This window comes from Mesorhizobium sp. LEGMi-168a (genome assembly GCF_058312955.1).
Map to the genome: position 1 here is coordinate 221997 of NZ_JBZEGV010000007.1, position 23393 is coordinate 245389.

Annotated in this window: 28 protein-coding genes; 16 read left to right on the top strand and 12 right to left on the bottom strand. The window is 63.1% G+C overall.

Features of this window, described 5'->3' with window-relative positions:
• Window positions 1-7 precede the first annotated feature (7 nt).
• The gene (locus tag AC4FWB_RS12880) at window positions 8-418 is read right to left on the bottom strand and encodes a hypothetical protein (protein ID WP_491026420.1); all 411 of its coding nucleotides are present in this window, start codon (window positions 416-418) and stop codon (window positions 8-10) included.
• Between the two features lie 55 nt (window positions 419-473).
• Window positions 474-1142: a phosphoribosylformylglycinamidine synthase subunit PurQ gene (gene purQ / locus AC4FWB_RS12885; RefSeq protein WP_491026422.1), complete on the bottom strand. Its 669-nt coding sequence runs from the start codon at window positions 1140-1142 to the stop codon at window positions 474-476.
• Window positions 1143-1259: 117 nt separating this feature from the next.
• On the opposite strand from purQ, the gene AC4FWB_RS12890 reads away from it, so the two are divergent.
• Entirely contained in the window at window positions 1260-2006 is a 747-nt protein-coding gene (locus AC4FWB_RS12890) for a hypothetical protein (RefSeq protein WP_491026423.1), read from the top strand.
• Here AC4FWB_RS12890 and AC4FWB_RS12895 read toward each other — a convergent pair.
• From AC4FWB_RS12895 to purC, 3 genes are all read right to left on the bottom strand, one after another.
• On the bottom strand, window positions 1992-2210 hold the full coding sequence (locus AC4FWB_RS12895) for a hypothetical protein (protein ID WP_491026424.1): 219 nt from the start codon (window positions 2208-2210) through the stop codon (window positions 1992-1994). The genes AC4FWB_RS12890 and AC4FWB_RS12895 overlap by 15 nt on opposite strands.
• Window positions 2211-2229: 19 nt before the next feature.
• On the bottom strand, window positions 2230-2469 hold the full coding sequence (purS, locus tag AC4FWB_RS12900; RefSeq protein WP_040969562.1) for a phosphoribosylformylglycinamidine synthase subunit PurS: 240 nt from the start codon (window positions 2467-2469) through the stop codon (window positions 2230-2232).
• Between the two features lie 65 nt (window positions 2470-2534).
• The gene (gene purC, locus AC4FWB_RS12905) at window positions 2535-3329 is read right to left on the bottom strand and encodes a phosphoribosylaminoimidazolesuccinocarboxamide synthase (RefSeq protein WP_059185109.1); all 795 of its coding nucleotides are present in this window, start codon (window positions 3327-3329) and stop codon (window positions 2535-2537) included.
• Window positions 3330-3605: 276 nt separating this feature from the next.
• Between purC and AC4FWB_RS12910 the strand changes: the two genes are divergently transcribed.
• The gene (locus AC4FWB_RS12910; RefSeq protein ID WP_320219031.1) at window positions 3606-3926 is read left to right on the top strand and encodes a DUF1476 domain-containing protein; all 321 of its coding nucleotides are present in this window, start codon (window positions 3606-3608) and stop codon (window positions 3924-3926) included.
• A gap of 254 nt (window positions 3927-4180) precedes the next feature.
• The gene (locus tag AC4FWB_RS12915) at window positions 4181-4954 is read left to right on the top strand and encodes an HpcH/HpaI aldolase family protein (RefSeq protein ID WP_491026426.1); all 774 of its coding nucleotides are present in this window, start codon (window positions 4181-4183) and stop codon (window positions 4952-4954) included.
• 12 nt (window positions 4955-4966) lie between these two features.
• Here the strand turns inward: AC4FWB_RS12915 and AC4FWB_RS12920 are convergent, their stop codons facing one another.
• Window positions 4967-5524, bottom strand: coding sequence for an RBBP9/YdeN family alpha/beta hydrolase (locus tag AC4FWB_RS12920; protein WP_491026428.1), 558 nt, complete (start codon window positions 5522-5524; stop codon window positions 4967-4969).
• A gap of 196 nt (window positions 5525-5720) precedes the next feature.
• On the opposite strand from AC4FWB_RS12920, the gene AC4FWB_RS12925 reads away from it, so the two are divergent.
• Window positions 5721-6533: a VOC family protein gene (locus tag AC4FWB_RS12925; protein WP_491026430.1), complete on the top strand. Its 813-nt coding sequence runs from the start codon at window positions 5721-5723 to the stop codon at window positions 6531-6533.
• Window positions 6534-6581: 48 nt separating this feature from the next.
• Here the strand turns inward: AC4FWB_RS12925 and purB are convergent, their stop codons facing one another.
• Window positions 6582-7889, bottom strand: coding sequence for an adenylosuccinate lyase (gene purB, locus AC4FWB_RS12930; protein WP_491026432.1), 1308 nt, complete (start codon window positions 7887-7889; stop codon window positions 6582-6584).
• A gap of 61 nt (window positions 7890-7950) precedes the next feature.
• Entirely contained in the window at window positions 7951-8370 is a 420-nt protein-coding gene (locus tag AC4FWB_RS12935; protein ID WP_491026502.1) for a hypothetical protein, read from the bottom strand.
• Window positions 8371-8671: 301 nt separating this feature from the next.
• On the opposite strand from AC4FWB_RS12935, the gene AC4FWB_RS12940 reads away from it, so the two are divergent.
• Complete coding sequence (locus AC4FWB_RS12940) at window positions 8672-8929, top strand: DUF2171 domain-containing protein (RefSeq protein WP_491026433.1); 258 nt, start codon at window positions 8672-8674, stop codon at window positions 8927-8929.
• A 13-nt stretch (window positions 8930-8942) separates the two neighbouring features.
• Here AC4FWB_RS12940 and AC4FWB_RS12945 read toward each other — a convergent pair whose 3' ends face one another.
• Both AC4FWB_RS12945 and AC4FWB_RS12950 read right to left on the bottom strand, forming a co-directional pair.
• Window positions 8943-9959 (bottom strand): P1 family peptidase, encoded by a 1017-nt coding sequence (locus AC4FWB_RS12945; RefSeq protein WP_491026434.1) that lies wholly within the window; start codon window positions 9957-9959, stop codon window positions 8943-8945.
• Window positions 9959-11029, bottom strand: a complete 1071-nt coding sequence (locus tag AC4FWB_RS12950; protein WP_491026436.1) for a branched-chain amino acid ABC transporter substrate-binding protein — start codon at window positions 11027-11029, stop codon at window positions 9959-9961. Before AC4FWB_RS12950 ends, AC4FWB_RS12945 begins: the two co-directional genes overlap by 1 nt.
• Before the next feature lie 194 nt (window positions 11030-11223).
• On the opposite strand from AC4FWB_RS12950, the gene AC4FWB_RS12955 reads away from it, so the two are divergent.
• From AC4FWB_RS12955 to AC4FWB_RS12985, 7 genes are all read left to right on the top strand, one after another.
• Window positions 11224-11718, top strand: coding sequence for a flavin reductase (locus tag AC4FWB_RS12955; protein ID WP_491026437.1), 495 nt, complete (start codon window positions 11224-11226; stop codon window positions 11716-11718).
• Window positions 11719-11747: 29 nt separating this feature from the next.
• Entirely contained in the window at window positions 11748-12671 is a 924-nt protein-coding gene (locus tag AC4FWB_RS12960; protein ID WP_491026439.1) for an AAA family ATPase, read from the top strand.
• Window positions 12672-12676: 5 nt separating this feature from the next.
• Window positions 12677-13927 carry a vWA domain-containing protein gene (locus tag AC4FWB_RS12965; RefSeq protein ID WP_491026441.1) on the top strand — a complete coding sequence of 417 codons (1251 nt, stop codon included), beginning with the start codon at window positions 12677-12679 and terminating at the stop codon, window positions 13925-13927.
• Window positions 13928-13988: 61 nt separating this feature from the next.
• Entirely contained in the window at window positions 13989-14327 is a 339-nt protein-coding gene (locus tag AC4FWB_RS12970) for an XdhC family protein (RefSeq protein ID WP_126100569.1), read from the top strand.
• Between the two features lie 65 nt (window positions 14328-14392).
• A complete protein-coding gene (locus AC4FWB_RS12975) occupies window positions 14393-15097 on the top strand; it encodes an XdhC family protein (RefSeq protein ID WP_491026443.1) in 705 nt (234 codons plus the stop codon).
• Window positions 15094-16716 (top strand): NTP transferase domain-containing protein, encoded by a 1623-nt coding sequence (locus AC4FWB_RS12980; RefSeq protein WP_491026445.1) that lies wholly within the window; start codon window positions 15094-15096, stop codon window positions 16714-16716. Before AC4FWB_RS12975 ends, AC4FWB_RS12980 begins: the two co-directional genes overlap by 4 nt.
• 239 nt (window positions 16717-16955) lie before the next feature.
• Window positions 16956-17813 carry an alpha/beta hydrolase family protein gene (locus tag AC4FWB_RS12985; protein WP_491026503.1) on the top strand — a complete coding sequence of 286 codons (858 nt, stop codon included), beginning with the start codon at window positions 16956-16958 and terminating at the stop codon, window positions 17811-17813.
• A gap of 12 nt (window positions 17814-17825) precedes the next feature.
• Here the strand turns inward: AC4FWB_RS12985 and AC4FWB_RS12990 are convergent, their stop codons facing one another.
• Window positions 17826-18875: a DUF1176 domain-containing protein gene (locus AC4FWB_RS12990; RefSeq protein ID WP_491026446.1), complete on the bottom strand. Its 1050-nt coding sequence runs from the start codon at window positions 18873-18875 to the stop codon at window positions 17826-17828.
• A gap of 145 nt (window positions 18876-19020) precedes the next feature.
• Between AC4FWB_RS12990 and AC4FWB_RS12995 the strand changes: the two genes are divergently transcribed.
• Window positions 19021-19524 carry a DUF1993 domain-containing protein gene (locus AC4FWB_RS12995; RefSeq protein WP_491026448.1) on the top strand — a complete coding sequence of 168 codons (504 nt, stop codon included), beginning with the start codon at window positions 19021-19023 and terminating at the stop codon, window positions 19522-19524.
• A 42-nt stretch (window positions 19525-19566) separates the two neighbouring features.
• Here the strand turns inward: AC4FWB_RS12995 and AC4FWB_RS13000 are convergent, their stop codons facing one another.
• The gene (locus AC4FWB_RS13000; protein ID WP_082954041.1) at window positions 19567-19731 is read right to left on the bottom strand and encodes a DUF1127 domain-containing protein; all 165 of its coding nucleotides are present in this window, start codon (window positions 19729-19731) and stop codon (window positions 19567-19569) included.
• A gap of 349 nt (window positions 19732-20080) precedes the next feature.
• Between AC4FWB_RS13000 and AC4FWB_RS13005 the strand changes: the two genes are divergently transcribed.
• From AC4FWB_RS13005 to AC4FWB_RS13015, 3 genes are all read left to right on the top strand, one after another.
• Window positions 20081-20590 (top strand): hypothetical protein, encoded by a 510-nt coding sequence (locus tag AC4FWB_RS13005; RefSeq protein WP_491026450.1) that lies wholly within the window; start codon window positions 20081-20083, stop codon window positions 20588-20590.
• Window positions 20591-21014: 424 nt separating this feature from the next.
• Complete coding sequence (locus AC4FWB_RS13010; RefSeq protein ID WP_491026452.1) at window positions 21015-22082, top strand: aldo/keto reductase; 1068 nt, start codon at window positions 21015-21017, stop codon at window positions 22080-22082.
• A 36-nt stretch (window positions 22083-22118) separates the two neighbouring features.
• Entirely contained in the window at window positions 22119-23387 is a 1269-nt protein-coding gene (locus tag AC4FWB_RS13015) for a cysteine desulfurase-like protein (protein ID WP_491026454.1), read from the top strand.
• Window positions 23388-23393 lie beyond the last annotated feature (6 nt).

The following is a 23393-nucleotide window of genomic DNA, read 5'->3' on the forward strand; positions in this document are numbered from 1 at the left end:
GGCAGGCTCACGCGGCGGCGGCGCAGGACGGATTGCCGGCCTGCCAGCGGGCAATGTCGGAACCGATGCGCGCGCCGAGCGGCTCGGCCATCAGCGGACCGAACACGTCGACCTTGCTGGAATTGCCCTGCGCCTGCACCACCAGCAGCGGCTTGCCGCCATAGTGCTTGGCCGGCACCAGCAGGAAACGCGGCGTGCCGCTATAGGAATTGAGTTCATTGGCCATCTGGTAGGGCCTGAAGGCCGGGTCCTTGCTGGCGATCCAGCATTTGTGGGCGGCGATCGCGACCTGCTCCATGGCAAGCAGCGAGGCGCTTTTGCCTGACGGCGCCGGCGTGGTCTTCGAGCCGGACTGGCAAGAGGCCAGCGCAAGTCCAGCGGCAGCCAGGAGAGCAAGGCGAGCAATCGTCAGTCTCATGGTCAGGCCGCCCCGTTGTTCTGAAAGAACTGTTCTGAAGAATTTTTTGTTGGGACTAGGCTGCGATGCCGAGCGCGCCTTCGAACAGCGCGCGGCCGTCGCTGCCGCCATGCGCGGCCTCGATCAGGTTCTCCGGGTGCGGCATCAGGCCGAGCACATTGCCCTTCTCGCTGACGATGCCGGCGATGTCGTTGATCGAGCCGTTCGGATTGGTGCCTTCCGCATAGCGGAACACCACCTGGCCTTCGCCTTCGAGGCGCGCAAGCGTCTTGGCATCGGCGAAATAGTTGCCGTCATGATGCGCGACCGGCGAGCGGATGATCTGGCCGGGCTGATAGCGACGGGTGAACATGGTGTTGGCGTTGGCGATCTCGAGCTTCACATGCCGGCAGACGAATTTCAGCGAGGCGTTGCGCATCAGCGCGCCGGGCAGCAATCCGGCCTCGACCAGGATCTGGAAGCCGTTGCAGACGCCGACAACCATGACGCCCTTGGCGGCCTTTTCGGCCACCGCTCGCATGACAGGCATGCGCGCCGCGATCGCTCCACAGCGAAGATAGTCGCCGAAGGAGAAGCCGCCGGGGATGGCGATCAGGTCGACATCAGGGATTTCGGTATCGGTCTGCCAGACGGTCGCCGGCGCCTGTCCGGAAATCTTGGTCAGCGCCGCGATCATGTCGCGGTCGCGGTTGAGGCCAGGCAGGAGGACGACGGCTGATTTCATGGCATGTCCAATTGAATCAAGAGGCATATCCGACTTTGGCGTATCGGCAGCACAATTGCGGGTCAAGCGGAGGTTAAGGGTTTTAAGCTATTTGGCCATTTGAAAGGGGCGACGCACTTGAAAAGTGGCTGGGAACTCAAATTCGACGACCGACGCTGGTCCTCCGGCGTGGCCGCAGTGATTGTTCTGCTCATTTTCGCATTCATCTATGCGCTCTTCTCTCAGGCTGATTCCACTTTCACGACCGCGTTCTCAAAAAGGTTTTCATTGAAGGCCGATCTCGGACAATGCTCCCCGTCCTTTGCCGATGTAGTCATGGCACAGATCGTATACGCATTGACGATCTGCCTCGTGCAGTTGGGGCTTGCGATCGCCATGGGTTTTGCTGCTATCAGTGATGCCCCGAACAGGTCCAGATATCTCAAGCTCCTCCTAGCAACATTGGCGTTCCTGCTCTTGTTGCTCGCATTTGCGATGAAAGATGATGGGTTCTGGCTTAGTTCTACGGGTCGCAGATTTTTCGGGCGCCATTTGAGTCTGATAGATGCGTGTGCGCAAAGTCATCACACAGATTTCCTTCGTCTCTACGCAATGAGCGTTTGGCTTGCCTTCGGTTCTTGGATGCTCATCCTTATGGAACTGTTATATTTTCGGGCTATACGATTCCATCGTAATTACGACGAGTTGCCTGAAGATCCGCAGCTTCGCGCCGAAATACTAGCCATCCGCTCTAAGTACGGCGTCGCGAATCAACGGATGAAAAAGCCGCCGTGGACATTCTCGATGACCATCTTGGTGGGCTTGCTGCTTTTATTCGTGGTCCACGGGCTTTATAAAATGGCAATCGTCTTAGGTGCCATCTAGGGAACGTTCAATGCGGTCGAGCCGGTCGTCTTGGCGAGCCAGCACGCCATGGATATTCCTTAGATCATCCTCGGTGGCAATGATGTGCCCTCGGATCGAGCCAAGTTCGGATTTGACCTCCGAAAAGTCCTGGGAAAGTTCACCAAGCTGCCGACCGACGCGCTTCAAGAGCCTGTAAATCAGTTCGCTCGTGACTTCCTCCACCAGTTCCTCCGGTACAACCTCAGGTTATGGCCACACTATAATTCTCAATCACCGTGTTCGCCAGAAGCTTGTCGCACATGGCCTTGAGGTCTGCTTCGGCCTTGGCCTTGTCGGTTCCGGTGAGTTCGATGTCGAACACTTTGCCCTGGCGCACCTGGCCGACGCCGTCGAAGCCCAGCCCTGACAGCGCATGCTCGATCGCCTTGCCTTGTGGGTCGAGAACGCCGTTCTTGAGGGTGACGGTGATGCGGGCTTTCATCGATACTCCTCGATGGTCGATCGTGTGTGCGGCGGGCCTGCCTTTGCCGGCAGGCCGCTTGGCAGTCAGTGCTTCGTGCCCTTCGACGGCTCGGAGGAGGCGACGAGCACCGGGCCAGTCGGGCGCGGCGGCTCGTTCTCGTTCATGATGCCGAGACGACGGGCGACTTCCTGGTAAGCCTCGACCAGGCCGCCCATGTCGCGGCGGAAGCGGTCCTTGTCGAGCTTGTCCTGGGTCGCCACGTCCCACAGCCGGCAGGAATCCGGCGAAATCTCGTCGGCGACGACGATGCGCATCATGTCGCCTTCGAACAGGCGGCCGCATTCGATCTTGAAGTCGACGAGCTGGATGCCGACACCCAGGAACAGGCCGGAGAGGAAATCGTTGACGCGGATGGCCAGAGCCATGATGTCGTCGATCTCCTGCGGGCTGGCCCAGCCGAAGGCGGTGATGTGCTCTTCCGACACCATCGGGTCATCGAGCGCATCGGCCTTGTAATAGAATTCGATGATCGAGCGCGGCAGCACCGTGCCTTCCTCGATGCCGAGGCGCTTCGCCAGCGAGCCGGCGGCGACGTTGCGCACCACTACCTCGAGCGGAATGATCTCGACTTCCTTGATCAGCTGCTCGCGCATGTTGAGCCGGCGGATGAAGTGGGTCGGGATGCCCATGCGATTGAGGTGGTTGAAGATGTGCTCGGAAATGCGGTTGTTGAGCACGCCCTTGCCGTCGACCACCTCATGCTTCTTCTTGTTGAAGGCGGTGGCGTCGTCCTTGAAGAACTGAATCAGCGTTCCCGGCTCAGGCCCTTCATAGAGGATCTTGGCCTTGCCTTCGTAAATGCGGCGGCGATTTTTCATCTGATTTTTTCTCTGGATTGGCGGGCAGGCGGCAAGCGACCATTTCCTGTCCGTCTGCCTAAATTAGTTGCGGCGACGGTAGCGTTCAATGCCGGTGTCTATAACAATCGTAGTGTTTGCTCAATCGGCAAATCCTGCCGATCAACCGGTTTCGAGACCGAAATGCCGCAGCGCAGCATGCGATCAAGCATATTGACCGGCCCGCGACCTTTTGGTTTGTGCTTGGCCAGCACACATATTCACCGCCAAGCGAATCGGATTGACCGGAGGGACGTCATGAGCAGCATGAAAGACCGCGAAGAGGGCTTCGAGCGCAAATTCGTTTTCGACGAAGAGCTCCGCTTCAAGGCCTCGGCGCGCCGCAACAGGGCGCTCGGCCTCTGGGCCGCCGAAAAGCTTGGCAAAACCGGCGCCGATGCCGAAGCCTATGCCAAGGAAGTGGTGGTCTCCGATATCGAGGAAGCCGGCGATCACGACGTCTTCCGCAAGATCCGCAAGGATTTCGACGCGGCCGGCGTCAACCAGTCGGACCATCAGATCCGCCGCACCATGGACGAGCTGATGGCGCAGGCGATCGAGCAGATCAAGAACGCTTGAGTCTTAAGAGCGTGATGTCGTCCGAAAACCGCTTCACGCTTTTCGGCATCATGCTCTAGCTGGACCAATCGACCGCCCGGCTCAGCCGGGCGGTTTTTCTTTGCCTTGCCGCCGTTTCCGGCTGAAACTGCATTAGAGCGACGTGCGCCCCTTCGGGCGCACAAAGTACGCTCTAACGCTTTGAGTGTCGCATCGTGCTTTCCGAAAATCGATCCGATTTTCGGGCCGATGCGATGTTAACAAGGAAAGTTCAGATGTCGCTCAAATCCCGCCTGGCTGCCGACGAAACGCTGTTCACCGCTTGGTCCGGCGTGCCGGACGCGCTGACGGTCGAAATCATCGCCAAGCAGGGTTTTGACGCCGTCACCCTCGACATGCAGCATGGCGGCCACCATGAGGACAGCGTGCTGCGCGGCCTAGTGCCGGTGCTGGCCGCCAACAAGCCGGCGCTGGTGCGCATTCCGGTCGGCCGCTTCGACATGGCGAGCCGCGCGCTCGATTTTGGCGCCGAGGCGGTGATCGCGCCGATGGTGAACTCCGTTGCGGATGCCAGGCAGTTCGCCGCGGCGATGAAATATCCGCCGATGGGCGAGCGTTCCTGGGGCCCGACCTACGCCTTTCCGCGCCATGGCAAGGGCGATCATGCCGAATGGCTGCGCGACTCGAACCAGCGCACCATGGCTTTTGCCATGGTCGAGACGCGGGCGGCGTTCGAGGCGCTGGACGGCATCCTCGAGACGCCCGGCATCGACGGCATCTTTGTCGGGCCGTCGGATTTCTCGATTGCCTGGTCGAACGGCGCCACCGTCAATTCGACGCTGGAAAGCATGATGAAGACGGTCGCTTCGATCGCCGAACGGACGCGCAAGGCCGGCAAGCATGCGGCGATCTACGTCATCGAGCCGGCCGTGGCAGGGCGCGTCGTGTCGATGGGCTATCGGCTGCTCGCCATGGGCTCGGACCACACGCTGATCTCGCTCGGCGCCAAGACGCTGTTGAAGAGCATGCGGGATTCGATCGGCGCCTAAGGCGCCGGCGTCTCAAGGCTCCTTGAGTTCCGTGAGGAATTTGGCGAAGGTCATCGAGCCTTCCGGCCAGGGGCCGAAGCCTGAATCCGCGTTGAGATGGCCGGCCTCGCCGGCGTCGATGAACAGCGATCCCCAGGCGGCGGCAATGTCCTCGGCGATGCCGAAGGCGCAGAACGGGTCGTTGCGGCTGGCGATCACGATCGACGGAAAGGGCAGGGGCTCGCGCGCATAGGGGCCGAAGGTCATCAGGTGCCTCGGCCTGATCTCCGGGTTGGCGACATCCGGCGGCGCGACGAAAAAGGCGCCCGCGACCGGCTTCTGGAATTGCGGAATGGCCTGCACCGCCGCCGCTACACCCAGCGAATGCGCGACGATCACGACGGGCCGCTCGGCCTCGTTGACCGCCTTCGCCACGCTTGCCGTCCAGTCCTCGCGCACTGGCTTCGACCATTCGGCCTGCTCGACCCGGCGCGCCGTCGACAGCTTCGACTGCCAACGGGTCTGCCAGTGCTCGGGGCCGGAATTGGTGTAGCCCGGCACGATGAGAATATCTGCGTCCTTGACTTTCATGGCGCGGATGTAGCGAGCGGCCCTGTCTCATGCAACCGTGCCAATGGGATGCAGCAGATCACAATTGTGAACAACCTGTTCGATTCTTTCCGTCTTGTGTGAACGATCGCGATGGACAATGTGAGGGAAAACAGAAGTACCTAATAAAAGCTGGTATGGCCGCTCCTGGAAGGTCGCGGCCAGAACGGAGAGTTAGATGAGCGAACTGCCTTTTGCCGCGACCACGCCGGTCAGCGTCTCGCGTGTCGGTCTGAAGGCGCGCGACGCCGAAAATCTGGCCGCCTACTACCGCGCCGTTGTCGGCCTGCAGGAGCTGAGCCGCGCCGACGGCGCGATCACGCTTGGCGCCGCCAACCGTCCGCTGCTGGTGCTGGAGCAGGATGCCTCGGCCAAGCCTGACGATCCGCGCAGCGCCGGCCTTTTTCATACGGCCTTCCTGCTGCCGTCGCGCGCCGATCTCGGCCGCTGGATCAACCATGCCGCCGCCAACCGGATCGGCATCGAGGGCGCGTCGGATCACCTGGTCAGCGAGGCGCTTTACCTTACCGACCCCGAGGGCAACGGTATCGAGATCTATGCCGACCGCCGCCCGCAGGACTGGAAATGGAACGGCGACAGAATAGCCATGGCGACCGAGCGGTTGAACCTGCCCGCGGTCGTCGCCAGCGTGCCGGCGGGTGACGCCGGCTGGCAGGGCGCGCCGGAAAACACCATCGTCGGCCACGTCCATCTGCGCGTCGGCCGGCCGGAAGAGGCGGAAGCCTGGTGGCATGACGAGTTCGGCTTCGACACGGTGGCCAAATATGGCGGCCAGGCCGTGTTCCTGTCGTCGGGCCACTACCATCACCATATCGGTGCCAACGCATGGCACAGCGCCGGCGCCGGCCGCCGCGATCCTGCCCGCTCGGGTCTCGCCTGGGTCGAAATGCGCTCGGACAATGTGAAGGCCGAGACTGCGCGGGAAGACCCGTGGGGTACAGTTATCCGCACTGTGCCTGGCAAGGCGTGATTGAGCGTCGGCACAGCTTCCTTCTCCCGTAAACGGGGAGAAGGGAACTTAGGCCTTCCCAAACACCCGCTTGAAGATCGTGTCGACGTGCTTGGTGTGGTAGCCAAGGTCGAATTTCTCGCGGATCTCAGCCTCGGGCAGCGCCGCGGTCACGTCCTTGTCGGTGAGAAGTTCCTGAAGGAAATCAGCGCCTTGCTCCCACACCTTCATGGCGTTGCGCTGCACGAGGCGGTAGGCGTCCTCGCGTGACACGCCGGCCTGCGTCAGTGCCAGAAGCACGCGCTGCGAATGCACCAGGCCGCGGAACTTGTTCATGTTCTTCAGCATGTTGTCGGGATAGACGAGCAGCTTGTCGACGACGCCGGTCAGTCGTGAAAGCGCGAAGTCCAGCGTCACCGTCGCGTCCGGCCCGATCATGCGCTCGACAGAGGAATGCGAAATGTCACGCTCGTGCCAGAGCGCCACATCCTCCATGGCCGGCATGGCATAGGAGCGCACCATGCGGGCAAGGCCGGTGAGATTCTCGGTCAAAACCGGGTTGCGCTTGTGCGGCATCGCCGAGGAGCCCTTCTGTCCCGGCGAGAAATACTCTTCCGCTTCCAGCACCTCGGTGCGCTGCAGGTGGCGGATTTCGATGGCCAGCCGCTCGACCGACGAGGCGATGACGCCGAGCGTGGCGAAGAACATGGCGTGGCGGTCGCGGGGAATGACCTGCGTCGACACCGGCTCCGGCTTCAGGCCGAGCTTCTTCGCCACATGCTCTTCGACATAGGGATCGATGTTGGCGAAGGTGCCTACGGCCCCCGAGATGGCGCAGGTGGCGACGTCTTCGCGCGCATGCGCCAGCCGCTCGCGGCAGCGCGAGAACTCGGCATAGGCCTGCGCCAGCTTGACGCCGAAGGTGGTCGGCTCGGCATGGATGCCATGGCTGCGGCCGATGGTGATGGTGTCCTTGTGCTCGAAGGCGCGGCGCTTCAGGGCGCCAAGCAGCGCGTCGATGTCGGCAAGCAGGATGTCGCTGGCGCGCGTGAGCTGCACCGCTAGGCAGGTGTCGAGAACGTCGGACGAGGTCATGCCCTGGTGGATGAAGCGGGCATCCGGTCCGACGAATTCGGCGAGATGGGTGAGGAAAGCAATTACGTCGTGCTTGGTGACGCGCTCGATTTCATCGATCTTGTCGACGTCGAATTTGGCGGCGCCGCCCTTTTCCCAGATGGTTTCCGCCGCTTCCCTCGGGATGACACCGAGCTCGGCCAGCGCGTCGCAGGCATGCGCCTCGATCTCGAACCAGATGCGGAAGCGGGTTTCGGGCGACCAGATGGCGACCATTTCCGGCCGGGAATAGCGAGGGATCATCGTTTCCAAGTCCTGCCTGGGAGAAGCTTTGGCCGCGTCCTAACAGAGGCGGGCCAAATGCTCAACGCCGCTGGCGCGCGAACCAGATGCTGGCGGCGGCAAGGGCGAAGAAGCCGAGCGGGAAATAGAGCCGCACACCCAAGACGACGAACTGATAGAGCGCTGTCAGCGCCGTGAACACGAGTTCGAATGCCCAGGTCAGCGTGAAGGCCGGCGCGTGCCACTCGGCGTAATAGGAACGGTACTGCAGCGCGAAAAGGCCGCCGGTGAAGGCGAGCGTGGTGGCAAGCAGGCATACGAAGGCGGCGGCAAAAGCGGTTTCCCAGTGCCGGCCGCGCGATACCAGCCTGGCAAGCGTCAACCCGACCGGAAAGGCAAGCGCGCCGCCGATGAAATACAGAGACACGACGAGGCGGATCCTGTCCGACGTCTCCCAGTTATAGAGCAGCAGATTGCGGAACGCGCTGGTGCCCATCGCCATGCCCCAGAGCAAGGCGCCAACGACAGCCGCGCCCGCCGAGGGCAGGGCATCGCGCAGGCGGGTTCCCAGGCGCAGGCGCAACGGGCTTGGCTGCAGCGGCGTCACGGGCAGCGGACCGCGTCGCACGGCGAATGGCCGTTCAGGTTGCGTGTCGCTGGCGATGCGGTCTGTCTCATTGGCGTCATGCCTATCACGCCATGGTGAACAAGACGTGCCGCTCGATGCATCCAATCCGGCGCTCGTTTGTTATTGTCGGCCGTCTCACGTCGACGGGGGCGCGGCCATCCAACGGAGGACCAGCATGACCACCGACATCAGCAAGATTCGCGGGCAAATGGAAGTGATCGGCGCCGACGGCGTTCATGTTGGCACTGTCGACAGGGTCGAAGGGCAGCGGATCAAGCTGATCAGGGCCGACAGCGGCATGGGAAGGCATAGAGGCCACCACCACTACATTCCGCTCAGTCTCGTCGCGGAAATCGACGAGAAAAAAGTCTGGTTGTCGGCGAATTCGGATGTCGCGGTGACGTTCGAGGAAGAGAAGTCCGACCCGACCTGATCCCGAACGATCGTCAGCGAGACGACCAGACCGGAAACAGATCGCCCTCGGCGGGCGTGGCCGCATGGACACCGCGGCTGATGGCGCGCGCCATGGTGGCGCCGGCCGCCGCATAGAGGTCGATCGCTGCGTCGGCGCTGAGCTCGATGCCGCTACTGCCGGTCGCCAGCGCGAAGACCAGGTCCCCGTCGGCCGGCGTGTGAGTCGGCCAGATGGCGCGGGCAAACCCGTCATGCGCCGAAATCGCCAGACGTTTGGCTGCAGCCTTGGTCAGAACCGCGTCGGTGGCGATGACGGCGATGGTGGTGCTGCCGCCTTCTGGCGGTGCACCGACATGCTTGTCGCGGTATTTCAGCAATATTTTTCTGGCGTCTTCCGGTATCGGATCGGGATAGCCCAGGCCGCCGAATTCGTCGCCGATCTCGAAGGGCGCCGCCCAGAAGTGGCGGCTGCGCCCGACCGTCACCGAGCCAGTCGGGTTGACGGCCGCGAGCGCGCCGATGGTGACGCCGCTGTCGAGCACGCTCGAGGCCGACCCCAGCCCGCCTTTTAGGCCAGAGGTCAGCGCGCCGGTGCCGGCGCCGACCGTGCCGATCGGGAAGTCGGCCGTTGCCGCCTGAACCGCCGCGTAGCCGAGCTCGCGATAGGGCGGGTAACGGCCCCAATCCTTGTCGCCGCCATTGCGCAGGTCGAACAGGATCGCCGCCGGCACGATCGGGACGCGAAAACCGCCGACTTCGACGCCGATGTTTTTCTCCCGCAACGCTGCCTGCACGCCGGAAGCGGCATCGAGCCCGAAGGCCGAACCGCCGGACAGCACGACGGCGTGGATGGCTTCGATGGAATTCTGCGGCTCGAGCAGATCGGTCTCGCGCGTGCCGGGCGCGCCGCCCAGCACTTGGACGCCGGCCACCGCTGGCTCCTCGCAGAGCACCACCGTGACACCCGATTTCAGCCTGGCGTCGTCCGCATTGCCGACGCTGAGGCCGGCGACATCGGTGATCAGGTTACGGGGTCCGGTGCGGAACATCACTTTTCCTCCAGCGGTACGAAATGCGTGCCGTCGAAGCGGAAGGCGCGGAACGGGTTCTGACCGAGATCGCCCTTTTCGTCGAAGCGGATGGTGCCGATCGCGGTTGCGAAATCATGTCCGGTCAGGGCCTCGGCGAGCGACCTGCCGGAGCTTTCCGCATCGGCCGTTGCCGCTTTCGCCACCTCCACCGCGGCATAGGCCGGCAAGGTATAGCCGTCCGTCACGATCTTCCTTTCGCCAAAGGCCTGCACGACCTTGGGGTCTGCGACCTCCGCCCATTCCGGCAATGCGATCATCAGCGTGCCTACCGCGTAGGGGACGTCGCCGGTCGGCGTCCGCAATGTCTCGCCGCCGGCGAAGGTGATGCCGACATCGAGCTGCGCGGCGTCGCGCCCCATGATGGCGATGTCGTCGCCGTCGCCGCCGGCAAACACTTTTGTGGCTCCAGCCTTTTTCAAACGGCCGATAAGCCCGATCTGGTTGTCGAGCTGCGGCCGGAAGGTGTCGACGAAGACCGGCTTCAGCGCCGCCTGTTCGGCGGCCGCGCGGAAGGTCTCGGCGATCTCTCGGCCATAAATGGTGCCGTCGTCGACAATGGCGAACAAGTCGTTCTGCCAAAGCCGCGTGAGGATGGTGGCCACGGCATTGCGTTCGTCGTCGCCGCGCGGCCCGAGGCGGTAGACCGGCCAGCCGGTCTTGGCGCGCCTGTCGGTCAGGCTCTCGGTGCGCACGCCGACGGTGATGACCGGAATATTGGCGTCCTTCAGGATCGGCAGCGCCGCCTCGATCGCTTCGGTGCAGAGAAAACCCACAACGACACTGACTTTCGCGTCCACGAATTGCCTGGCGGCCGCCGCGCCGCCGTCGGCGGTGCAGGCGTCGTCGACGGTCTTGACCGTGATGCCTTGGGCCTCCGCCGCCAGACCGCTTCCTGCCTCGATCTGCTTGCCGAGGATCGCCGACGGCCCGGAGAGCGGCGCGGCGACGCCGACTAATATATCGGCATTGGCGCTCGCGGCCAGCGACAGCCAGAACAGCGCGGCTAATGTCGTCGTGATATGGCGCATTCGGGCGAAGAGGTTCCCCTATGCCGGAGTTACAGTCCGGCACTATTCCAGCAAAGACCTAAAGGCTGGCTAATCCCGGCGCAACACGCGAATTTCAGGATTGCGGTCAAGCACTTCGCCCGTGCCAGGCAACTTGTGGCGTGCAATATGTGGCCATATATAACGGACTTGGTTTTGACAGGTGGAATCATCGGGTGCTGAAGATCAATGACATCGGGCCCCAGCACTATCGCGATGCGATGGCGCATTTTGCTGGCCATGTGCATGTGGTGACGACGGACGGCCCGGCGGGCAAACGCGGTGCAACGGTGATTGCCGCCTGCTCGGTCTCCGACACGCCGCCCACCGTGCTCGTCTGCCTCAATCGCGAAAATCCGAAGAACGAACCGTTCATCAGGAACGGCAACTTTGCGCTGAACACGCTCGCCTCGGACCAGGAGGCGATCTCTGTGGGCTTTTCCGGCATGACCGGCCTGCCGCCCGAAGAACGCTTCGCGCTCGGCGAATGGGACGTGATCTCGACAGGCGCGCCGACGCTGAAAGGCGCGCTCGCCGTGTTTGATTGCCAGATCATCGACGCCAAGGATTTCGCCACCCACCGTGTGCTTTTTGGCAAGGTGACAGGCCTGCGCATCGGCGATAATTTGCGGCCGCTGATCTACCACAACCGCGGCTACCACGTTCTGTGAAACGGGTGCGCGGGATCCACGGAGACAAAATGACTGTGCCGCGGCCCGCGCCGAAGTCGATCGACGAGACGCTCGATCTCCTGACCGGCGCGGATTATGTCGCGGATCGCTCGCTGGCGACGGTGCTGTTCCTGTCGCTGCGCATGAAGCGGCCGCTGTTCCTCGAAGGCGAGGCCGGCGTCGGCAAGACCGAGATCGCCAAGGTGCTGGCAGATGCGCTCGGCCGCAGGCTGATCCGGTTGCAGTGTTATGAGGGGCTCGACGTCTCCTCCGCCGTCTATGAGTGGAACTACGCCGCCCAGATGATCGAAATCCGCATGGAGGAGGCGGCTGGCAAAGTCGTGCGCTCCGACATGGAGCGCAACGTCTTTTCCGAAAAATACCTGATCCGCCGTCCGGTGCTCGATGCGCTGACCGGCAAGTCGGGTGCGGCGCCGGTGTTCCTGATCGACGAACTCGACCGCACCGACGAGGCCTTCGAGGCCTTCCTGCTCGAGATATTGTCGGACTTCCAGGTCACCGTCCCGGAACTCGGCACGATCAAGGCGGAAGAGCCGCCGATCGTCATCATCACCACCAACCGCACGCGTGAGATCCACGACGCGTTGAAGCGGCGCTGCCTCTATCACTGGGTCGACTATCCGAACGCCGAGCGCGAGCTGGAGATCGTGCGGCGCAAGGTGCCGCAGGCGAATAGGAGGCTGTCGGCCGAGGTGGTGTCCTTCATCCAGAAGCTGCGCCAGGTCGAGCTGTTCAAGGCGCCGGGCGTCGCCGAAACCATCGACTGGGCCGGCGCGCTCACCGAACTCGACAAGGTGGCGCTCGATCCGGAAACGGTATCCGACACGATCGGCGTGCTGCTGAAATACCAGGACGACATTGCCCGCATCGAACAGGGCGAAGGCCGGCGTATCCTCAATGAGGTCAAGGCCGAGCTTTCGGCCGCGGAGTAGGTGCGATGCCATCGCCGCGCCCGGAACCCAAAGAGGCGACAGCGGATGGGCACATCGCCGACAACATCGTCTATTTTGCGCGGGCGCTGCGCAAGGCCGGCATGCGCGTCGGGCCGGCCTCGGTCAAGGATGCCATCGAGGCGGTGCTTGCCGCCGGCATCGGCTCGCGCGACGATTTCTACTGGACGCTGCATGCGGTGCTGGTCTCGCGGCACGAGGATCATCCGGTTTTCGACGAAGCCTTCCGCCTGTTTTGGAAGTCGCACGAATTGATCGAGAAGCTGCTGGCGATGTTTTCGCCGGTCGCGCCCGACGATCGTGAAAAGCAAAAGCCGCGGGCAGCCGAAAACCGCGTCAGCCAGGCGATGTTCGAAGGCCACCACAAGAACCAGCCGGTGCGGGAAGTGCCTGAGATCGAGGTCGATGCGCGTTTCACCTTCTCCGGCAACGAGGTGCTGAGGGCCAAGGATTTTGCCCAGATGGATGCGGCCGAACTGGCCGAGGCCAAAAAGGCGATCGCGGCGTTGCGGCTGCCCTTCGATCTGGTACGCACGCGGCGCTTCAAGTCGGATGCACAAGGGCGGCGCATCGATCCGCGCGCCATGATGCGCTCGGCCGCGCGCACCGGCGGCACGCTGATCCTGCCGAAATTCCGCTCGAGGCGCGAAGTGCATCCGCCGCTGGTCGTGCTGGCCGACATTTCCGGTTCGATGAGCCAGTACACGCGCATCTTCCTCCACTTCCTTCACGCATTGACGGAGAAGCGCCGGCGCGTGCACGCCTTCGTCTTCGGCACGCGGCTGACGAACCTCACCCGCCAGATGCGTCACCGCGATCCCGACGAGGCGCTGGCCGAATGCTCGGCAGCAGTGAAGGACTGGTCGGGCGGCACCCGCATCGGCGATGCTCTCGCCGAGTTCAACCGGCTGTGGTCGCGCCGCGTGCTGGGGCAGGGCGCGGTGGTGCTCTTGATCACCGACGGCCTCGAGCGCGACGACGTCAGCGGCCTGTCGGAGGAGATGGAGCGGCTGCACAAATCCTGCCGGCGGCTGATCTGGCTCAACCCGCTGTTGCGCTTCGACGGTTTCGAGGCGCGTGCCCGCGGCGTCAAGGCGATGCTGCCGCATGTCGACGAGTTCCGCGCGGTGCATAATCTCGATGCGCTGGCCGATCTTTGCGCTTCGCTCGACCAGCGGCCGGCGGCATCGGTCGATCCGCGCCGCTGGCTGCAAACTGGCGAGAGGCATGCCGCGTAGCCATATGTTCGTGGGGAAAACATGCGTTTCCCCTGAAAAACAGACTTTGTGAGAAGTGACGATGGACGAGAGCATTTATCTCGATGAGGCCCGCGATCCCCTGATCATCGCGGAAGGCTGGATGAAGGACGGCAAGGATGTCGCCATCGCGACCGTGGTCGAAACCTGGGGCTCGGCGCCGCGCCCGGTCGGCAGCCATCTGGTCATCGACGCCGAGGGCAATTTCCACGGCTCCGTTTCCGGCGGCTGCGTCGAGGGCGCGGTGGTGACCGAGGCGGTCGATGTCATCGACAGCGGCAAGGCCAGGATGCTGGAGTTCGGCGTTGCCGACGAAACGGCATGGCAGGTGGGCTTGTCCTGCGGCGGCCGCATCAAGGTCTATGTCGAACGGCTGGGCTAGAGCATGATCCCGCAAAGTGGGAACCGGTTTGCAGACAAAATCATGCTCAAACGAGAGACTTTCTTATGGACCCCCACGTTCTCAAGACACTGAACGAAGAACGCCGCGCTCGCCGTGCCGCGGTGCTGGTCACCGATCTCGGCGACGGCCGCGACCGCATTGTGCGCGAGGGCGACCATGTTGCGGGCGATCTCGGCGCGGCGATCGCCAGGGCATTCCGCACCGGCAATTCGGAATCTGTCGAGGCGGAAGGGCGGACCTTCTTTCTCAACGTGCATCTGCCGCGCCCCCGCCTGGTGGTGATTGGCGCCGTGCATATCAGCCAGGCATTGGCGCCGATGGCCAGGATCGCCGGCTATCCGGTCGAGATCATTGACCCTCGCACCGCCTTCGCCACGCCCGAACGCTTCCCGGATGTGGCGCTTCATGCCGAATGGCCTGAGGACGTGCTGCAGCGCGAGCCGCTCGACAGCTACACCGCGCTTGCCGCCGTCACCCACGATCCGAAGATCGACGATTTTGCACTGAAGGCGGCGCTCGATGCCGGGTGCTTCTATGTCGGCGCGCTGGGCAGCAGGAAGACCCACGCCAAGCGGGTCGGGCGCCTGCTGGCGCTTGGCGCCAGCGCCGACCAGATCGCCCGCATCCATGCGCCGATCGGTCTCGACATCGGCGCGGCGAGCCCGGCCGAGATCGCTGTAGCCGTCCTGGCGCAGGCCATCCACGCCTTCCGCTCGCGCGGTCTCGAAGCGAAAGGCGCCGTGGCGTGAAGTTCGGTTCGGTTCCGATCGATGAGGCCGAAGGCGCGGTGCTGGCGCATGCGACCACCGCCGGCGCGCGGCGGTTTCGCAAGGCGCATCGGCTGAGCGGCGACGACGTTGCGGCGCTGAAGGCGGCCGGTATCAGTGAAGTCGTCGTGGCCGTTCTGGCTCCCGACGATCTTGGCGAGGATGCCGCGGCCGAAAAAATCGCGTTGGGCATGGCACATCGCAATGTCGAGACGAAGCCCGCCGCAACAGGACGCGTCAACCTGCATGCCGAAACCGCAGGCGTCTTCACCGTCAGCGTGGAAATGATCGACGCCATCAATGCAATCGATCCGTCCATCACCATCGCGACGCTGGCGCAGCACGCGCCGGTCGAGAAGGGCCAGATGGTGGCGACGGTTAAGATCATCCCCTTTGCCGTCGCCGCAAGCCTGGTGGACGCGGTGGTGAAGATCTGCACCCGTAGGGAGATATTTGCCGTCAACGCCTACCAGCCGGTCAATATCGGCGTCATCCAGACGGTGCTCCCCAGCGTGAAGGCAAGCGTGCTCGACAAGACGCTGCGCGTCACCGAGGCGCGGCTGGCGCGCTCGGGCGGCCGGCTGACGGCGGAACGGCGCATCCCGCATGAGATCGCGCCCGTCGCGGAAGCAGCAAGCGCGCTGGCCCGCGACAACGATATGGTGGTGATCTTCGGCGCCTCGGCGCTGGCCGATTTCGCCGATGTCATCCCGGCGGCGATCGAACGCGCCGGTGGTACCGTGATCCGCGCGGGCATGCCGGTCGATCCCGGCAATTTGCTGGTGCTTGGAACGCTGGGCGGCAAGCGCGTCATCGGCGCGCCCGGCTGCGCCCGCAGCCCCAAGGAAAACGGTTTCGACTGGGTGCTCGACCGGCTGATCGCCGGGCTCGACGTGACTGCGGGCGACATTGCCGGTATGGGCGTCGGGGGTCTCCTGATGGAAATCCCGACAAGGCCGCAGCCGCGCGAGCCGCTGCCGGCGTCACAGTCGGCACGATCGGAGCCGAGGGTCGACATCGTGCTTCTTGCTGCCGGCCGCTCCAGTCGCATGGGCGGGCCGAACAAGCTGCTGGCACTGTTCGACGGCAAGCCGCTGGTGCGCCGCACGGCCGAGCGGGCGCTGGGCTCGAAGGCCGCCGCCACCATCGTCGTCACCGGCCATCAGCGCGAGCGTGTCCGTTCGGCGCTTTCCGGCCTCGATGTGAGGCTCGCCGACAATCCGGACTTCGTCGACGGCTTGGCCTCGTCGCTGAAGGCCGGTATCGCGCGGGTTGCGCCCGACGCTGCCGGCGCCATGATCGTGCTCGGCGACATGCCCGGCGTCTCGTCGAAGGACCTCGATAGCTTGATCGACGCGTTTCGCAGGTCCGGTGGTCGCGCGGTGGTGCGCGCCGCGCATCTCGGCAAGCGCGGCAACCCCGTGCTGTTGCCGCGTTCGCTGTTTTCCGCCGTCGCGCATCTCGAGGGTGACACCGGCGCGCGCCATCTGGTCGAGTCCGAGGGTTTCGACGTCATCGATGTCGAGATCGGCCAGGGCGCCTCGATCGACGTCGATACACGCGAGGCGCTGGAAGGGGCGGGCGGCGTCCTGCAGGATTGACAAACCGAAGCCGAATTTCGCATGGCTCGGCTATGGCTCTCCTTTTCCTCCTTCGTCGCCGCTTACCCCCCTCTGCCCTGCCGGGCATCTCCCCCTCAAGGGGGGAGATTGGATGTCACATCGGCTTTCGCCAATCTCCAAGGCTGCAGAATGGACGCAGCCATCGAAGCTGCCAATCTCCCCCCTTGAGGGGGAGATGCCCGGCAGGGCAGAGGGGGGTGTTCACGCTCCATACCCTTCTGGTTTCTCTGTTTATCCTTTTTTCTGCCGACTACGCCGGCGCTGTCGAACTCAAACCCTTCAAGGACGACCTTTTCGCCTACCCGGCGACGCTGTCGACCGGCGACAACGGCGCCTACACGGTCCTCGACTATCGCGAGATGCGCGATATCAACCAGCGCGACGAGGTGCCGGAAAAGCGCGTGCATGCGCAATTTACCGACCCCGGCGTGCGCAGGGTGCAGCAGGATTTGATGCTGAGGACGGATGTCGGCGACGTCAGGCATGTCGCGGTCGGTAAGACGGAAGGCGCGGCCATCATCGTGCTCTACCTGCACGGGCAGGGCGGCAGCCGCAAGCAGGGCGTAGACGACTTCACCTTCGGCGGCAATTTCAACCGCATCAAGAATCTGATGGCCGAAAATGGCGGCCTCTACCTCTCGCCGGATTTTCCTGATTTCGGCGACAAGGGCGCCGCGCAGGTCGCGGCGCTGATCGATCACTATGCCGAGAAATCGCCCGGCGCCAAAATCTTCGTCGCCTGCGGCTCGATGGGCGGCATCCTCTGCTGGAAGCTGGCCGACCGCAAGGACACCGGCACCCGGATCGACGGGCTGCTGCTGCTTGGCTCGCTCTGGGACGACAGTTTTTTGACCAGCCCGGCCTTCAAGCGCCGCGTGCCGGTGTTTTTTGGACAGGGCAGCCATGACGTGGTTTTCCCGGTGGAGAAGCAGGAAGCTTTCTTCCGCTCGATCCTCGCCAAGTCGAAGGCCTATCCAACCCGCTTCGTGCGCTTCGAGACCGGCACGCACGGCACGCCGATCCGCATGGTCGACTGGCGCGGCGCGTTGAACTGGATGCTGACGAAGGCACCTTGAACCGGCGCCGGCTCAAGGCGGCGTGTTGTAGTCCAGCACGGTCTCGGGGTTGATCTCGCCGTCATAGGACGCGTCGACGTCATATTGCACCAGCGAGAAATTGCCGTTGCGGAACAGATAGGTACCGGCCGATGAAGCGTCGCCGACGCCGCGCCATTTGTTCATCGAGCTGATCGTCTTGGTCTTGTCGTCATAGTCGGAATTGACCAGCTGATCGTCGGTCTGGAAGCCGATGATGTGGATCCCCTCGACCTTGCCTTCGCTGTTGTTGTTCTCGTAGCGGATGTCGAGCTCGGGTGAGGCGAATTGCAATTGCCTTACACCGTTGACGTCATCATAGATGTAATAGACCGCGCTTTCATTGTAGGCGGCCATCGAACAGAAAAAGCGGAAGAGGCGCGTCTCGCGCTCCGGCTCGTCGGCACCGGCATCCTTGTCCTTGTAATGGATGGAGTAGGCGTCCGGCTCGCCGACTGGCTTGCCTTCCGGATTCTCCCTGTCGCACTGTTCGCCATAAGTGGCGAGGAACGCCTTCCTGGCCTGTTCCAGCGCTTCGTCCTTTTTCGGCGGTGGCGGGCCGTCGCCACAGCTTGCCGGCACGGCATCCTCAAAATCTGACGTCGACGGCTTCAGCGCGCCCTTGTCGATGAAGATCGGCTGGAACGGCGGTTCCTGGATCTGCGCGTTGACCTGGCGCAGTGTGTAGCAGCCGGCAAAGACTTTTGCTTCGCCCTTCTTGTCGGTCGCCTGGATGGCGACGGGAACGCTGTAGTAGATGCTGCCGGCAGCCCCTTCGTTCGAAACGGCGCCGGTCTTGACCTCGACCGTATCGGTGTTGTCGTAACCCTTGACGAAGGCGTTGAAATCTTTCGCCGGCTTTGTATCGCCGAAATACCCCCAGGCGCGGGCGAATTCATGCCGGCTTATGGCGCTGTAGAGCGAGCGGATGACTGCCTCGGCACTGGACCGGTCGTCGATATAGGGCGCTTCGGCGGCGAGCGCCGACTGGCTGATGCCGGCAAGGGAAAACAAGGCAGTCGCTGCGAGAAAGATGCGTCTCATCGGGGAATCTCCGCTCGATAACAAAAATACTACCACGGCGATTGCGGCGGCGCGGTGACGCGGGGGCAGGGCTGCTTGAAGAATCGGGTCGGGAGGCACTAGCTGATCATCCGCGGCGCTAAGGCCGCCTAGGGAGATTACTCACGTGACCATATCCATGTACGACATTTCCGTGGCCGTCTTTTCGGCCCGGCTGAAGGCGCTGGACAGCGTGCTGTCGCTGGCCGAGCAGAACGCCACCGATCGCAAGATCGACCCGCAGGTGTTCCTGTCCGCCAGGCTCGCGCCCGACATGTTCGCGTTGACCCGGCAGGTGCAGATCGCCACCGACCATGCCAAAGGCGCGCCGTCGCGGCTCGCCGGCCGAGAAGTGCCGAAATACGAGGACAACGAGTCAAGCTTTGAAGAGCTGCACGCCCGAATCGCCAAGACGCTCGACCATCTGGCGTCGTTCTCTGCGGCGGATCTCGACGGGTCGGAGGAGCGGACGATCGAACTCAGGCTTGCCGGGCGCGAGGTGTCGATGAACGGGCTGCAATATCTGCTCAACGCCGCCATGCCGAACTTCTACTTCCACGTCACCACGGCCTACGACATCCTGCGGCACAACGGCGTGCCGCTGGGCAAGGCGACGTTCCTGGGACGCTGAAGACCAAGAGGTTTCCCGGTGCCGGGAAACCTCTTTTCATCGTCAGCGTATCGACATTTCGCGGGCGATACGCGGAAAATCGGCTGGCTTGATGCCGATATCGGCGCGGTCGGCATTGCTCATCGCGTTGAGAAGCGCGAGCGCCGAGCGGTAACGCTGCTGTTCCTGCGGGCGCGGCCGCGCGAACATTTCGGTGAAGAACCCCATATCCCAGGCCCCTAATTTGTCCTCCACACGTCTAAGATATAGGTGATTTGTTACAATTGTGCAGTGCAGCAATTGCATGGCAGCCATGCCTGGCGTTTTTTTCGTCATAATCGATTCTTTCTGAAACTTTTGCGGACGCTCGACCGTACGCCTCGGTGCTGGCACATGGCCGGCTTTTTCCTCGCCACTCCTGGCGATCCTGCCGGGCTGCACGAAAATGCAGTCCGGCCTTTCATTTCCGTGCATTCGGCAGCAGGTTTTCGGAGCTGAATGCCCACAATTGTTAACGTCGTCGGCATTCATTTTTAACGAGAGCGATCTAAGGTCGACCGCGACAGTGAAAACCGTCGTGAAAGGGGAGGCTGAGATCGGCACCGGGAACAAGCTCGATTTCGCTTCGTTGCTCGACGACCTCATCATAGCCGCCGAGAAGGGCGAGGATGGGGGCGCCCGGCCCTCCATTCCGTTCGACTACCTGTCGGTGGCGGACGAGCTTCACTCAGGGCGCATCAAGGTTGCTGGCGAGAGCGTCGCCGCCGAATATCGTGAGGCGGGCGCCGACCTCGCGGCAGAGTTCGCCGCGCTTCTCGACCAGGCCAAGCTGACGCTTGCCGATGAAGAGCACCGGCCAGAAGAAAAGCTGCCGCCGATCGATCCCGAATCGATTGCCGGAGAGCTCGGCCTCGACCGCCCCGGCAAGAATGCCGATTTCGGCCGCATGCGCCGCAACTTCGCCTTTTCCAACCATCCCGACCGCGTCGCGCCGCATCTGCGCCAGCGCGCCATGATCCGCATGCAGGTGGCCAATATGCTGATCGACGAGGCCAAACGGCGGGCGCTGGCTGCCACCCGGCGCTAAGGTCGGTTGATATTCCAGCCCGCAAATGAGCGTTTTTGTTCCACTAATCTCACTCCTTGGCCCGATTTATTTCGCAGTCCGGGGCTTTTCCATTGAATTCGTCGTGGCGTGGGCTGCCGTGTGGACCGGAGTTCGTTTTCTAGCCGTTTTCAAGCAGGTTCGTGCTGTTCTCAACGAGAGCGGCGATGAGCCACCTTCATGGTACGACCGATATCCTTCAGTTGTTCTCGCCTTAGTCTTTGTCGCTACATTGGCGATGTTCGAAGCGACGCACGTGGTGGTCTACTACACGATCTGCAGGTTGATCTAAATTTCAGACTGAGACTCCCGCCGGCAGAAGGGCTTGGAGAGCATCGCTGCTTTGCTCTATGCTTGGGCTTCCTCCCCGCGCAGCCCTGCGCAAAACCCCGCCGGAGACATTTCAATGCAAAAACGCCGCCTCGGTCGGACCGATCTCCTTGTTTCGCAAATTTGCCTGGGGTCGATGACCTGGGGCCAGCAGAACACCGAGGCGGAAGGTCATGCGCAGATGGACCTGGCATTCTCGCGCGGGGTCAATTTCATCGACACGGCCGAGCTTTACCCGATCCCGCCGAAGGCGGAGACGCAAGGATGGACCGAGAGGATCATCGGCAGCTGGATGAAGGCGAAGGGAAATCGTGACAAGGTCATCATCGCCTCGAAAGTGGTCGGCCGCACGGCCAACACCTGGTTCCGCGGCGATCGGCCATCGAAGCTGGTGCGCGCCGATATCTTCGATGCGGTCGAGAAGTCGCTGGCCAAACTCCGCACCGACTATATCGACCTCTACCAGATCCACTGGCCGGACCGAGACATTCCATGGGGCTCGAATCCCACGCGCATCGGCGCGGTGGCGCGTCGGGCCGACGCTGCCGGCGCTCCGGCGGGCGAGACGCCGATCACCGAGACGCTCGCCGTCTTCGAGGAACTGGTGAAGGCAGGCAAGATCCGCCATCTCGGCCTGTCGAACGAGAGCTCGTGGGGCGTCATGCGTTTCCTCACCGAATCCGGCAAGGGCATCGGCCCGCGCGTCGCCTCGTTGCAGAACGCCTACAATCTGGTCAATCGCACCTTCGAGGTGAACCTGGCCGAGGTCTGCGAGCGCGAAGAGGTTTCGCTGCTTGCCTATTCGCCGCTGGCGCAGGGCTATCTGACCGGCAAATACGATCATGGCGCGCGGCCGCAAGGCTCACGCTCGCAGCTTTTCAACCGCGGCCAGCGCTACGAGACGCCGAATGCGGCAGAGGTGCTGCTCGAATACAATGAGTTGGCGCGCTCCTTCGGCATGGAGCCGGCGCTCTTTGCCAACGCTTATGTATCGAGCCGGCCGTTCGTGACCGCGAACATCGTCGGCGCCACCAGCGTCGCGCAGCTCGATATGGCGCTGTCCTCAGCCGAGGTCACCTGGACGGATGAGATGCAGAAGGCAGTCGACGCCATCCATCAGCGCGTCGGTAATCCGTGCCCGTGACCGGAAATCATTAGAAAAGACAAAGGGGTGGAGACGATGGCAGATTTTCCGATCGAGGCCGTGCGCGAGCGATTTCCGGCGCTTTCGCTGACCGACCAAGGTCGCCGTCGCATCTATCTCGACAATCCAGCCGGCACGCAGGTGCCGCTGGCGGTGGCCGACGCGGTGTCGCGCTGCCTGCTGACCACCAACGCCAATCTTGGCGGTTTCTTCGAAACGACGGTCGCAGCGCAAAAAGTGGTCGACGAGGCGCATGCGGCGATGGCCGACTTCCTCGGTGCGGCAAGCGTCGAGGAGATCATCATCGGCGCCAACATGACGACGCTGACTTACCATATGTCACGCACGCTCGGCCGGGCGATGAAGGCTGGCGACGAAATCATCCTGACGCGCATGGACCATGAGGGCAATGTCTCGCCCTGGCTGCAGCTTGCCGAGGATCTCGGTCTTGTCGTGCGTTTCCTGCCGTTCGACGAACGGAGCTGGCAGGTCGAGGGAAACGCTTTGAAGGCGCTGCTTTCGGAAAAGACGCGGCTGGTGGCGCTGAACTATGCCTCGAACCTCACCGGCTCGATCAACCGCGTGAAGGCGCTGACGGCGATCGCCAGGCAGGCCGGTGCGCTGGTCTATGTCGACGCCGTGCAGTTCGCGCCGCACGGGCTGATCGACGTGCAGGAACTCGGCTGCGATTTCCTGGTCTGCTCGGCCTACAAATTCTTCGGGCCGCATATGGGTATATTGTGGGGCCGCCGCGACGTCATCGACGGACTAAAACCCTACAAATGTCGCTGCTCGTCCAACGGCCTGCCGGAGCGGTTCGAGCTCGGCACGCCGCAGATCGAGCTGATGGCCGGCCTCACCGCCGCCGTCGATTATTTCGCCGATCTCGGCGCGGCGGCCGGCGAGGGCGGCTCGCGGCGGCAGCGGATCGCGAAAGCCTTCGAGGTGTCGATCGCCTACGAAAACGCGCTCGCCCGGCAGTTGATCGAAGGCCTGTCGGATATCGCTGGCCTGACCATCCGCGGCATCATCGACCCGGAGCGCCTAAGTGAACGCGTGCCGACGGTTTCCTTCACGGTCGAAGGCATCGTGCCGGAAACGATCGTGCGGCAGATGAACACCGAGAACATTTTTCTCTGGTCGGGCCACAACTACGCATGGGAAATCGTCCACCAGCTCGGCATCCCACCGGAGCAGGGCGTCGTGCGGATCGGCATTGCCCACTACAATACGGCCGTCGAGATCGACGAGACGCTGGAAAGCGTGCACCGCGTGATCGCGATGCTGAGGCAGCAGCTCGCCTGAAACGCG

Bases quoted from the DNA above. Each gene is read 5' to 3' on its own strand.
- AC4FWB_RS12880 (WP_491026420.1), bottom strand. From the start codon at position 418: ATGAGACTGACGATTGCTCGCCTTGCTCTCCTGGCTGCCGCTGGACTT.
- purQ (WP_491026422.1), bottom strand. From the start codon at position 1,142: ATGAAATCAGCCGTCGTCCTCCTGCCTGGCCTCAACCGCGACCGCGAC.
- purS (WP_040969562.1), bottom strand. From the start codon at position 2,469: ATGAAAGCCCGCATCACCGTCACCCTCAAGAACGGCGTTCTCGACCCA.
- purC (WP_059185109.1), bottom strand. From the start codon at position 3,329: ATGAAAAATCGCCGCCGCATTTACGAAGGCAAGGCCAAGATCCTCTAT.
- AC4FWB_RS12910 (WP_320219031.1), top strand. From the start codon at position 3,606: ATGAGCAGCATGAAAGACCGCGAAGAGGGCTTCGAGCGCAAATTCGTT.
- AC4FWB_RS12915 (WP_491026426.1), top strand. From the start codon at position 4,181: ATGTCGCTCAAATCCCGCCTGGCTGCCGACGAAACGCTGTTCACCGCT.
- AC4FWB_RS12920 (WP_491026428.1), bottom strand. From the start codon at position 5,524: ATGAAAGTCAAGGACGCAGATATTCTCATCGTGCCGGGCTACACCAAT.
- AC4FWB_RS12925 (WP_491026430.1), top strand. From the start codon at position 5,721: ATGAGCGAACTGCCTTTTGCCGCGACCACGCCGGTCAGCGTCTCGCGT.
- purB (WP_491026432.1), bottom strand. From the start codon at position 7,889: ATGATCCCTCGCTATTCCCGGCCGGAAATGGTCGCCATCTGGTCGCCC.
- AC4FWB_RS12935 (WP_491026502.1), bottom strand. From the start codon at position 8,370: ATGGCGATGGGCACCAGCGCGTTCCGCAATCTGCTGCTCTATAACTGG.
- AC4FWB_RS12940 (WP_491026433.1), top strand. From the start codon at position 8,672: ATGACCACCGACATCAGCAAGATTCGCGGGCAAATGGAAGTGATCGGC.
- AC4FWB_RS12945 (WP_491026434.1), bottom strand. From the start codon at position 9,959: ATGTTCCGCACCGGACCCCGTAACCTGATCACCGATGTCGCCGGCCTC.
- AC4FWB_RS12950 (WP_491026436.1), bottom strand. From the start codon at position 11,029: ATGCGCCATATCACGACGACATTAGCCGCGCTGTTCTGGCTGTCGCTG.
- AC4FWB_RS12960 (WP_491026439.1), top strand. From the start codon at position 11,748: ATGACTGTGCCGCGGCCCGCGCCGAAGTCGATCGACGAGACGCTCGAT.
- AC4FWB_RS12965 (WP_491026441.1), top strand. From the start codon at position 12,677: ATGCCATCGCCGCGCCCGGAACCCAAAGAGGCGACAGCGGATGGGCAC.
- AC4FWB_RS12970 (WP_126100569.1), top strand. From the start codon at position 13,989: ATGGACGAGAGCATTTATCTCGATGAGGCCCGCGATCCCCTGATCATC.
- AC4FWB_RS12975 (WP_491026443.1), top strand. From the start codon at position 14,393: ATGGACCCCCACGTTCTCAAGACACTGAACGAAGAACGCCGCGCTCGC.
- AC4FWB_RS12990 (WP_491026446.1), bottom strand. From the start codon at position 18,875: ATGAGACGCATCTTTCTCGCAGCGACTGCCTTGTTTTCCCTTGCCGGC.
- AC4FWB_RS13000 (WP_082954041.1), bottom strand. From the start codon at position 19,731: ATGGGGTTCTTCACCGAAATGTTCGCGCGGCCGCGCCCGCAGGAACAG.
- AC4FWB_RS13010 (WP_491026452.1), top strand. From the start codon at position 21,015: ATGCAAAAACGCCGCCTCGGTCGGACCGATCTCCTTGTTTCGCAAATT.
- AC4FWB_RS13015 (WP_491026454.1), top strand. From the start codon at position 22,119: ATGGCAGATTTTCCGATCGAGGCCGTGCGCGAGCGATTTCCGGCGCTT.